Genomic DNA, 10,877 nt, shown 5'->3' on the forward strand with positions numbered 1-10,877 from the left:
GCGGAGCAACCGTTCGCGGCCTACGTGGCCCAGGGCATCGCGCTGTGGCTCGGTTTGCAGGCTTTCGTCAATCTCGGCGTCAACGTGGGGTTCCTGCCCACCAAGGGGCTGACCCTGCCCTTCCTGAGTTACGGCAGTAACAGCCTGATCGTGGGCTGCATGGCGGTCGCCATCCTCCTGCGCATCGATCTCACCGTTCGTCAACTGGAATCCGACGCCGGCCCCAGGCGGCCCACCACGTCGGCTTCGCGGGGCGCGAGGGGCGGCGTCGAAGGAGGATCCCCATGGGCGCGTGCATAGGCGTCATGGCCGGCGGCACCGGCGGTCACGTATTTCCGGCACTCGCGGTCGCCGAGCGTCTGCGGGCGAGTGGGGCGGAGGTCTTCTGGATCGGCACGCGCCAGGGGATGGAGTCGCGACTGGTTCCTGAGCATGGCTTTGAGATTGAATGGATCCGCATCGAGGGCTTGCGCGGCAAGGGGCTCGGTCAACGGCTGCGCGCGCCATTCAAACTGGCGGGCGCGCTCTGGCAGGCACGCGCCATCCTGCGGCGGCGACGGCCTTCGCTGGTGCTCGGCATGGGCGGATTCGCCTCGGGTCCGGGCGGTCTGACGGCACGCGCGATGGGGTTGCCGCTGGTGATCCATGAACAGAATTTTGTCCCCGGCATGACCAATCAGTGGTTGGCGCGGGTCGCCACGGCGGTCTTCGAGGCCTTTCCGGGGAGTTTCCCGGACGATCGCTGCGCGGTAGCGACGGGGAATCCGGTGCGTCAGAGCATCCTCGACCTGCCGCCGCCGCGCGAGCGATTGAGCGGGCGCTCCGGCGCGGCGCGACTGCTGGTGCTGGGCGGTTCGTTGGGGGCGCAAGTACTGAACGAGATGCTGCCCGCCGCGCTGGCGGCGATGCCAGCAGGCGCGCGTCCCGAGGTGCGCCATCAGGCGGGCGAGCGCACCCTGGAGACCGCCCGCGACGCCTATCGTCTGGCCGGTGTCGAGGCCGAGATCATGCCGTTCATCAGCGACATGGCGGATGCCTACGCCTGGGCCGATCTGGTCGTGTGCCGGGCCGGTGCCTTGACGGTGTCCGAACTGGCCGCCGCCGGGGTGGCGTCGGTGCTGGTACCTTATCCCTTCGCGGTCGACGATCATCAGGTCGGCAACGCCCGCTATCTGTCTGATGCGGGTGCCGCACGTTTGGTCATCCAGCGCGATCTGAGCCAGGCCGGTTTGACGGCGCTGCTGACCGAACTGCTTGGCGATCGCGCAAGCCTGCTGGCCATGGCCGAGCGCGCGCGCGGTCTGGCGCAACCCGATGCCGCGGCGCGGATCGCGGCATCCTGCCTGGAGCTTGCGCTGGGCGAAACCCTGGGAGTCGTGACGCAATGAACGCCCATCTTCAGCATACGGCGGCCCGCATGGGGCGGGTGCGTCGACTCCATTTCATCGGCATCGGCGGTTCCGGCATGAGCGGAATCGCGGAACTCATGGCGAATCTGGGCTATGAGGTGGCCGGATCGGACCTGCGCGAGAGCGATGTAACGCGCCGGCTGCGTGGACTCGGCGTCGAGGTCTTCATTGGCCACCGGGCGGAACAGGTCACGGACGCCGACGCCGTGGTGGTCTCCACCGCCATCGACGAAGCCAATCCCGAGATTCAGGCTGCCCGCGCCGCGCGCATTCCGATCGTGCGTCGCGCCGAAATGCTGGCCGAACTCATGCGCTTCTATTATGGCGTCGCGGTGGCTGGCACCCACGGCAAAACCACCACCACCAGCCTGGTGGCGAGCATCCTCGCCGAGGGCGGTCTCGATCCCACCTTTGTCATCGGCGGGCGGCTCAACAGCGCCGGCGCCAACGCCAAGCTGGGAACAACCAAATATCTGGTGGCCGAGGCCGACGAGAGCGACGCATCCTTTCTCTATCTTCAGCCCATGATCTCGATCGTCACCAATATCGATGCCGATCACATGCGCACTTACGGCAATGATTTCAATCGCTTACGCAGCACCTTCATGGAGTTCCTGCACCACCTGCCGTTCTATGGATTGGCGGTGCTCTGTCTCGATGACGACGAGGTCCGCTCGTTGATTCCCATGGTGCCGCGCTCGGTGCGGACCTATGGCACCCGGCCCGAGGCCGACGTGCGGGCGACCGATCTGCATCAGGAGGGGATGTATACCTCCTTTCTGGTCCATGGCGCAGACCTGCGCCGTCCCTTGCGGGTCACGCTCAATCTGCCCGGACGGCACAATGTGCTGAACGCGCTGGCCGCGATCTGCGTGGCGCTGGAACTTGGGGTCGACGAAGAGGCGATCGGCCGCGCATTGGCCAAATTCGAAGGAGTCGGGCGGCGCTTCGTGGTCAGCGAAGTGACCGACGCGCAGGGCCGCAACTTGCTGCTGGTGGACGATTACGGCCATCATCCGCGCGAGCTGTCGGCGACCCTGGAAGCGGCGCGGGCCGGTTGGCCGGGCCGGCGTCTGGTGCTGGTCTTCCAGCCCCATCGGTACAGCCGGACCCAGGAACAGTTCGAGGATTTCGTGGCGGTGCTCTCCAGCGCCGATGCGCTGGTGTTGTGCGAGGTCTATCCGGCGGGCGAGGCCCCCATCCCCGGCGCCGACGGACGCGCCCTGAGTCGCGCGATCCGGGTGCGCGGCGATCTCGATCCGGTCTTCGCGCAGACGGTCGACGAGGTGCCCGATCTCCTGCCGAACCTGCTCCTGGATGGCGATATCGTGCTGGTCTCGGGCGCCGGTGACATCGGCGCCCTGGCGGCGCGCTTGCCGCAACTGCTCGCGCGGGGGCTCTGAATGTCCAGCATGGTCATGCAACCACTGCGCGGCGAGATACGGCTGAACGAGCCGCTCGCACGCCACACGAGCTGGCGGGTGGGCGGACCGGCGCGACGCTTCTATCGACCGGCGGACGCCGAGGATCTGTCAACCTTTCTGAGTCTGCTGGATCCGGACGAGCCGCTCCTGTGGCTCGGGCTTGGCAGCAATCTGCTGATCGCCGACCAGGGCTTCGCCGGTACCGTGATCCAGACCCAGGGTTGCCTGACGGGTCTTGAACGACATGGTAAGACCGGTATCTGGGCCGAGTCGGGGACCGCGTGCGCCAAACTCGCGCGTTTTGCCGCCCGACTCGATCTGATCGGCGTCGAATTCCTGGCCGGCATTCCCGGCACCATGGGCGGCGCGCTGGCCATGAATGCGGGCGCCTGGGGCGGCGAGACCTGGACCCAGGTGCGCCGCGTTCGGACCATCGACCGGACCGGGGCGATCCGGGGGCGGGGGCGCGAGGACTTCACGCCGGGCTACCGCGAGGTCACGGGGCCGGAGGGCGAGTGGTTTCTGGATGTCGCGCTGGAACTCGTACCGGGAGACGGCGCGGCCGGCCAGGCGCGCATCCGCGAACTGCTCGACCGGCGCGCCGCGACCCAGCCGATCGGTCTGCCGAGCTGCGGTTCGGTCTTCCGCAATCCGCCAGGCGATCACGCGGCGCGTCTGATCGAATCGCTGGGGCTCAAGGGATATCGGATGGGGGGCGCTCAGGTGTCCGAAAAACACGCCAATTTCATTATCAATACCGGCACGGCGACGGCGACGGAGATTGCCGGGCTGATCGATTACGTGCGGGACGCCGTCGAGCAGCGCGCGGGGATCCGGTTGATTCCCGAGGTGAGACGTGTCAACGGAGAGGGTTCATGACAAACGACATGGTGCAAACTCCAACCGCGACACCCGAGTCGCCGGGGCGGGGCGGAGTCGAGGGACGCCGACGGTTCGGCAAGGTCGCTGTGTTGCTTGGCGGGCGCGCGGCGGAGCGCGAGATTTCGCTCAAGAGCGGCCGCGCGGTCCTCGCTGCGCTGCAGCGTCAAGGGGTTGACGCCCATCCGCTGGATCCGGACGCAACCGTTCTGGCGCAATTGCGCGCGGGCGGCTACGACCGCGCTTTCATCATTCTGCACGGGCGCGGCGGCGAGGACGGTCAGATCCAGGGCGCGCTGGAAACCATCGGCTTGCCTTACACGGGTTCCGCTGTGCTCGGGTCGGCGCTCGGTATGGATAAATACCGCTGCAAGCTCGCCTGGGCGGGTTGCGGCCTGCCCACGGCGGAGTCCGTCCTGCTGCGCGGCGAGGCCGACCTGCCCGCGGCGGCGGCACTCGGGTTTCCGCTCATGATCAAGCCGGTTCACGAAGGGTCGAGCATCGGCATGGCGCGCGTGGAGACGCTCGACGCGCTCGAGCGGGCCTGGCGAACGGCTTCCGAATACGATGACCTGGTGCTCGCCGAGCGCTGGATCCAGGGCGCCGAATACACCTGCGCCATCCTGGGTCGGGAGGCATTGCCTCTGATCCGGCTGGAGACGCCCAACGCCTTTTACGATTTCGCGGCGAAATATCAGGCCAACAGCACTCTCTACCATTGTCCGTGCGGTCTCGACGCGACGGCGGAGTCCCGACTGCGGCAGTTGTCCCTGGACGCCTTCGAGGCGGTCGGAGCCAGTGGCTGGGGCCGAGTCGATCTGATGTTGGACGGTGCTGGCCGGCCCTTTTTGCTGGAGATCAATACCGTGCCTGGCATGACCGACCATAGCCTGGTGCCCATGGCCGCGCGCGCCGCCGGGATCGATTTCGACGCCCTGGTCTTGCGCATTCTGGACACGAGTCTGAGTCGTGGCTGAGTCAACGCCCGACATCGCCCCGGCGCCGAGCGATTCGTCGCGGCCGCGTTCGCGTCTGCGCGCTTTCCTCGGGTTAGCGTTATTGTGCGCCATGGCTGCGGCGGTCTGGCTGTTCGGTTACTGGGAGCCGCGTCTGTTGCCGATCCGCGTGATCGAGGTGGAGGGCGAACTCCATCATCACTCCTCGCGGTTGCTGGAGAAAACCATCGGCGAGCGGCTGCGCGGCGGGATCCTGACCGCCGATCTCGTCGATCTCAAGAACGCGGCCGAGGAGCTTTCCTGGGTCGGGAGCGCGAGTCTGCGCCGGGTCTGGCCGGATCGGCTGCAGGTGCGGGTCGAGGAGCATCGCCCGATCGCTCGCTGGAACGCCGATCGTCTGGTGACCGCGGAGGGCGTCGTGTTCGATCCGGGGACCGGGACGATCCCCGCTGGTTTGCCCGTCCTCGAAGGCGACGACAAAAGGGCACCCGAGTTGGTCAGGCAGTATCTGAAGTGGCGCGAAGATCTGATGCTGGTGGGGCATTTGATTCAGGTCCTCTCGGTTGATCCCCGTGGAGATTGGCGCCTGGAGTTGGTCATGGGTACCGATCTGCGATTGGGTACCGGTGCCATCGAGGAACGTCTCACACGCTTCATCGCCAGTGCGCCGCAACTTGAGGCGGCGGGTCAGCCGTTGGAGGTGGACCTGCGTTACAGCAACGGTTTCGCCGTGAAATGGGCGCCGAGCGCGGAGTCGCCGGTCCCCGCGAACACGGGTCGCTCTAAGCGATCCGGCAATCGAGGATAACTGGATGTCGCGACGTAACGACAAAAATCTGTTGGTTGGACTGGATATCGGCACCTCGAAGATCGCCTGCCTGGTGGGCGAACTCAAGGACGACGATCAGATCGAGATCATCGGCATCGGGATCCATCCGTCGCGGGGTCTGAAAAAAGGCGTGGTGGTGGATATCGAATCCACCGTCCAGTCGATCCAGCGCGCGGTCGAGGAAGCGGAGTTGATGGCCGGCTGCGAGATCAATTCGGTCCATGCCGGCATCGCCGGCAGCCATGTGCGCAGCCTCAATTCGCACGGGATTACCGCGATCAAAGAGGTCGAGGTCTCGCAGGCCGATGTCGATCGCGTCATCGACGCGGCGCGTGCGGTGGCGATCCCGGCGGATCAAAAAATCCTGCACATCCTGCCGCAGGAATTCATCATCGACAATCAGGAGGGCATCCGCGAACCCATCGGGATGTGCGGCGTGCGTCTGGAGGCGCGGGTGCACATGGTGACCGGCGCGGTGAGCGCGGCCCAGAACATCATCAAATGCATCCGGCGCTGCGGGCTGGAGGTGGACGATCTGGTGCTCGCCCAGTTGAGTTCCAGTTACGCGGTGCTCAGCGAGGACGAGAAGGAACTTGGTGTCTGCGTCGTGGATATCGGCGGCGGCACGACCGATCTGGCGGTGTTTACCGATGGCGCCATCCGGCATACGGCGGTCATCCCGATCGCGGGCGACCAGGTCACCAACGACATTGCGGTGGCGTTGCGCACGCCGACGCAACATGCCGAATTAATCAAGATCCAGCACGCCTGCGCACTGACACAGCTCGCCGGAAATAGCGAGACCATCGAGGTACCGAGTATTGGCGATCGCCCGCCACGGCGGCTGTCGCGGCAGACTCTGGCCGAGGTGGTCGAGCCACGCTACGAGGAGCTGCTGACACTGCTGCACAACGAATTGCGCCGCAGCGGCTTTGAGGATCTGGTCGCGGGCGGTGTGGTGCTGACCGGTGGGAGCGCGAAGATGCAGGGTCTGATTGACCTGGCCGAGGAGGTTTTTCATATGCCCGTGCGCTTGGGTCTGCCGCAGCATGTGATCGGGATGGACGAGGTCGTGAACAATCCGATCCACTCCACCGGCGTTGGGTTATTGATGTACGCGCGCCAGCATCGCTTCTCGCGCAGTACCGAGCTATCCGAAAATCTCGGTTTTAAAGGTGCTTGGTCGCGCATGCGTAGTTGGTTCCAAGGTAATTTTTAACATGATGGGGTTAGAATTCTGCCCCTAATGGTAGATGGACCGCGGCCTGCGGTCTCGGACAGGCGCCGGTCGTGCGCGCCGGTCGTTTCGGGGGGTGGTCGTGCGCCTGGCGCGCGGCTGAACGAGGTTTCAGGTATTGCAAAGCCTTCAATTGGGAGACAGATCAATGTTCGAGCTCATGGATACCCATAGTCAGAATGCCGTCATTAAAGTCATCGGTGTCGGCGGCGGTGGGAACAACGCAGTCAACCACATGGTGGCGTCGACCATCGAGGGCGTGGATTTCATCTGTGCCAACACCGATGCTCAAGCACTGAAAAACACGAATGCCAAGACCATCCTGCAACTGGGTGCCAACATTACCAAAGGCCTCGGGGCCGGCGCTGATCCGGAGGTGGGCCGGCATTCGGCGATCGAGGATCGCGATCGTATCCAGGAAGCGCTGGAAGGCGCCGATATGGTTTTCATCACTGCGGGCATGGGCGGCGGGACCGGAACGGGCGCTGCGCCGGTGGTGGCCCAAGTGGCGAAAGAACTCGGGATCCTGACCGTGGCGGTAGTGACCAAGCCGTTTCCGTTCGAGGGCGCCAAGCGGCGGCGGATTGCCGAGGAAGGGATTGCCGAGCTCGCCAAATCGGTCGATTCGCTGATCACCATCCCCAACGAAAAACTGCTGGCCGTGCTCGGCAAGGACATGAGTCTGCTCGACGCCTTCAAGGCGGCGAACGATGTCCTGCTCAACGCGACTCAGGGCATCGCCGAACTCATCACCTGCCGCGGACTGATCAACGTCGACTTTGCCGACGTCAAAACGGTCATGTCAAACATGGGTGTCGCCATGATGGGAACCGGCTCCGCGCGGGGCGCCAATCGCGCTCGCGAGGCCGCCGAGGCCGCCATCAAGAGTCCGCTGCTGGAAGATATCGATCTCGCCGGGGCGAAGGGCATTCTGGTCAATATCACGGCGGGTCCGAGCCTGACCATCGGCGAGTTCGACGAGGTCGGTAACACGGTCCGCGACTTTGCCGACGACGAGGCGACGGTCGTGGTGGGCACGGTGGTCGATATGGAACTGGAGGACGAACTGCGCGTCACCGTCGTGGCGACAGGACTGGGCGAACGCCGCCATGTCATGAATAAGCGCGCGGGTGGCGAGTCTTCCATTCGGTTGGTCACGGGAGGCGAGTTGAACGACGGTCAGCCGGACTATCGGGAGATGGAGCGTCGGCCGGCGATCTATCGGAAAGCGGGTGGGGTGGCCGTGGCTGAAGCGGTCGACGAAAAGGATATGGACTATCTGGATATCCCAGCGTTTCTGCGGCGTCAGGCTGACTGACTAGGGGTTTCCCTTCCATAAAAAATCGATAAAAAACAAAGGTATTTTGTTGCATCCAATATTAAGCTTGAAATAAGTTCGGGAAAACCCTAAGCTAACGGCAAAGTGCTCCAGTGTGGAGCGCGTAACGCGATGGCGAGCAGGCAAGAGCGGTTGAACTGACAGGAATGGTTGGTTCAAGTGCTTCTGTGCATGAGCAAGAAGCCGTCAGCCGCCGTGGACCGCGATGGGAGACCCGACCGATGCTCAGGCAACGTACCTTGAAGAATGTGATCCGCGCGACAGGGATCGGTTTGCACACGGGCGAAAAAATCGAGTTGACGCTACGGCCCGCGGCACCCGACTCAGGGATCGTGTTTCGGCGGATGGATCTCGATCCGTCAGTGGAGATCAAGGCGACGCCGTTCAACGTGACCGATACACGTCTGTCTACGACGCTGGCGAGCGGCGACGTCAAAGTCTCCACAGTCGAGCATCTGCTTTCCGCTTTTGCGGGGTTGGGGATCGATAATGCCTGTGTGGACGTTGGCGCCGCTGAAGTACCCATCATGGATGGCAGCGCCGCGCCGTTCGTTTTCCTGCTTCAGTCGGCTGGCGTTCTGGAACAGAATCGTCCCAAGCGATTCATCCGGATCAAGCGTCCGGTCGAGGTTCGCGATGGCGATAAGGTCGCACGTTTCACGCCCTATAATGGATTCAAAGTCGATTTTTCGATCGACTTCGATCATCCGGCGTTCAATGCACGCGCGAATCGTGCCACGGTGGATTTTTCCACCACGTCCTTTGTGCGAGAGGTGAGTCGGGCGCGGACATTTGGTTTTTTGCGAGAGATCGAAGCCTTGCGCCAGCATAACCTGGCCTTGGGCGGCAGTCTGGATAACGCGGTCGTCGTCGACGAGTATCGCGTCCTGAACGAGGAGGGTTTGCGTTTCGAGGACGAATTCGTCAAACACAAGATCCTCGACGCTATCGGCGATCTCTATCTGCTTGGACACACCCTGATCGGCGCCTTCACCGCGCATAAATCAGGGCATGCGTTGAACAATGCCTTGTTGCGCGCGCTGGTCGCCAATGAGGCGGCCTGGGAAGAGGTGGTCTTCGAGGATTCGGCGGAAGCGCCGATCTGCTATGCGCAGCCGGTTACCGCTGTCTAATCTTTTTCCACCGGGGTGGGAAGATGGCGGCTCGCGAAGCGATTGAGTACATCCCTTAATTCTGGATCACGCATGTTGTCCGCTGCTTCGAGCAGGTGTTTCACCGTGTCGACCGTCAATCTTCGCCTGGAAACCTGTGTTTGGGATGGGCAGGCGATGTCGTCGCAATTCACTCTGACTTGAATGCGGATGTCGGTGATTTGCTGCTTGCCCAGCGATGTGACGATGTCTTCAGTCAAAAAGCGCGCCCGGGTCGTCCATGCTGGAGAATCGAAATAGAGCGTGAGCTGATGACCGGCGACGGCGGCATCCAGGCAGTGCGCTCGCATCGATTCAGGCAGTAGGGAGTGCGTATGCCGAAGCAGTGCGAGTTCCCGCTGACGCTGTTCGAGGAGATCCCGGGCGGATTTGTTGACCCGCAGCAGATCGCGGATGTGCGAAAGCCTGGCGTTCATCTGAGTTCGTTCCTGTAAGCTGCTTTCATTTCGTCATTCGTCATTCGTTGGCTGGTCAGTGCTTCCGTCATTGACGAACGCTTTTCATACAGACCTCAAGCAGAGATAAACGATGTACCACCACGATCGAATCAAACACGTTCGCGGACAGGCCGTTGTAGTGCTTTTGGCCGTGCTGTCCTTTACCCTCGCGGGCGCGGGGCTGGGATTCTGGATTGCGCAATACGCAACTCCCGATGCCGTGGCCGATGCCTCCTATCCAGTGCTGGATTTCGCCCAAACAAGGCCGCGAACAACCGCGGAAGACGTTTCGCCGCCGGTTGATCAAGAGGACGTGAATGTCATCGCTGCGCGTCTGGGCGAGATGCAGGCGGAACTCCTGAGGCTCAATGCATTGGGAGAAAGACTGGTCCGGATGTCCGGTCTCGATCCTGAAGAATTCGATTTTGACAACCCTCCCCCCCAAGGCGGTCCGGAACTGGGACCAGTCAACGATTATACGATTAAGGAGATCGCCAGCGAGCTTGGCGGGGTGGCGGAGATGATTCAGGATCGTCAACGCAAACTCGACGTGATCGGAGAGGTCATCGTCAACAAGGATCTGACCGCGCGGGAAACCCCTTCGAGTTGGCCAGTGCGCTCGGGTTATATTACCTCACGCTTCGGTTTCCGGATTCATCCAACCAAAAATGTGCGTATCTTCCATGAAGGTGTCGATATCGCGAGTCCACGAGGTACCCCGATCCTTGCGGCGGCGGATGGTGTCGTGACCTTTAGCGGGCGTCGGAATGGCTACGGACAGGTGATCGATATCCGTCACAGGGATGGTCTCGTGACCCGTTACGCCCACAATCACAAAAATCTGGTCCAGGAAGGTCAGATGGTCGGACAGGGTCAGAAGATCGCAACCGTTGGATCAACCGGTGTCGCAACAGGGCCGCATCTTCATTTCGAGGTTCGAAAAGGTGGCAAGGCGGTCAACCCAATGCCTTATCTCGGCGATACGCCAGCACGCACGCTGGCAGACAAGACCGATCGGTCGGCAGGCTGATTTCTATCCGTCTAGGCAAGTCATCCCAGGGCGAGCGCGTTTAAATTCTCAGCCGAACACGACCTTGGCGCGATAGTCGTCATTCCACGCGGCCTTGCGGCGCTTCTTGGCCAAGCTGATCGCCGACCCCTCCTGATCGAACAGGTTCATGCTCAGGTGGCGCAC

At 62.9% G+C, this 10,877-nt stretch carries 11 protein-coding genes; 10 read left to right on the plus strand and 1 reads right to left on the minus strand.

The window, feature by feature from the left end:
- The 9 genes from QZY07_RS17400 to lpxC form a co-directional block, all read left to right on the plus strand.
- The coding region (locus tag QZY07_RS17400) for an FtsW/RodA/SpoVE family cell cycle protein (protein ID WP_295405461.1) at nucleotides 1-300 on the plus strand (300 nt) is incomplete at its 5' end.
- Entirely contained in the window at nucleotides 285-1,388 is a 1,104-nt protein-coding gene (gene murG / locus QZY07_RS17405) for an undecaprenyldiphospho-muramoylpentapeptide beta-N-acetylglucosaminyltransferase (RefSeq protein ID WP_295405463.1), read from the plus strand. The genes QZY07_RS17400 and murG, both read left to right, overlap by 16 nt.
- Nucleotides 1,385-2,812: a UDP-N-acetylmuramate--L-alanine ligase gene (gene murC / locus QZY07_RS17410; protein ID WP_295405464.1), complete on the plus strand. Its 1,428-nt coding sequence runs from the start codon at nucleotides 1,385-1,387 to the stop codon at nucleotides 2,810-2,812. Before murG ends, murC begins: the two co-directional genes overlap by 4 nt.
- Entirely contained in the window at nucleotides 2,813-3,712 is a 900-nt protein-coding gene (gene murB, locus QZY07_RS17415; RefSeq protein WP_295405466.1) for a UDP-N-acetylmuramate dehydrogenase, read from the plus strand.
- Nucleotides 3,709-4,689, plus strand: a complete 981-nt coding sequence (locus QZY07_RS17420; RefSeq protein WP_295405468.1) for a D-alanine--D-alanine ligase — start codon at nucleotides 3,709-3,711, stop codon at nucleotides 4,687-4,689. Before murB ends, QZY07_RS17420 begins: the two co-directional genes overlap by 4 nt.
- A complete protein-coding gene (locus QZY07_RS17425) occupies nucleotides 4,682-5,476 on the plus strand; it encodes a cell division protein FtsQ/DivIB (protein WP_295405469.1) in 795 nt (264 codons plus the stop codon). The genes QZY07_RS17420 and QZY07_RS17425 overlap by 8 nt, the downstream gene beginning before the upstream one ends.
- Nucleotides 5,477-5,480: 4 nt before the next feature.
- A complete protein-coding gene (ftsA, locus tag QZY07_RS17430) occupies nucleotides 5,481-6,716 on the plus strand; it encodes a cell division protein FtsA (RefSeq protein WP_295405471.1) in 1,236 nt (411 codons plus the stop codon).
- A 166-nt stretch (nucleotides 6,717-6,882) separates the two neighbouring features.
- Nucleotides 6,883-8,052, plus strand: coding sequence for a cell division protein FtsZ (ftsZ, locus tag QZY07_RS17435; protein ID WP_295405473.1), 1,170 nt, complete (start codon nucleotides 6,883-6,885; stop codon nucleotides 8,050-8,052).
- 242 nt (nucleotides 8,053-8,294) lie between these two features.
- Nucleotides 8,295-9,206, plus strand: a complete 912-nt coding sequence (gene lpxC / locus QZY07_RS17440; protein ID WP_295405474.1) for a UDP-3-O-acyl-N-acetylglucosamine deacetylase — start codon at nucleotides 8,295-8,297, stop codon at nucleotides 9,204-9,206.
- On the opposite strand, the gene QZY07_RS17445 is transcribed toward lpxC, so the two are convergent.
- On the minus strand, nucleotides 9,203-9,661 hold the full coding sequence (locus QZY07_RS17445) for a DciA family protein (RefSeq protein WP_295405476.1): 459 nt from the start codon (nucleotides 9,659-9,661) through the stop codon (nucleotides 9,203-9,205). The two genes, lpxC and QZY07_RS17445, sit on opposite strands and share 4 nt — an antisense overlap.
- A gap of 112 nt (nucleotides 9,662-9,773) precedes the next feature.
- Between QZY07_RS17445 and QZY07_RS17450 the strand changes: the two genes are divergently transcribed.
- Nucleotides 9,774-10,712 carry a M23 family metallopeptidase gene (locus QZY07_RS17450; RefSeq protein ID WP_295405477.1) on the plus strand — a complete coding sequence of 313 codons (939 nt, stop codon included), beginning with the start codon at nucleotides 9,774-9,776 and terminating at the stop codon, nucleotides 10,710-10,712.
- The last annotated feature ends 165 nt before the right edge of the window (nucleotides 10,713-10,877 follow it).

This window comes from uncultured Thiocystis sp. (assembly GCF_903866365.1).
Taxonomy (GTDB): domain Bacteria; phylum Pseudomonadota; class Gammaproteobacteria; order Chromatiales; family Chromatiaceae; genus Chromatium.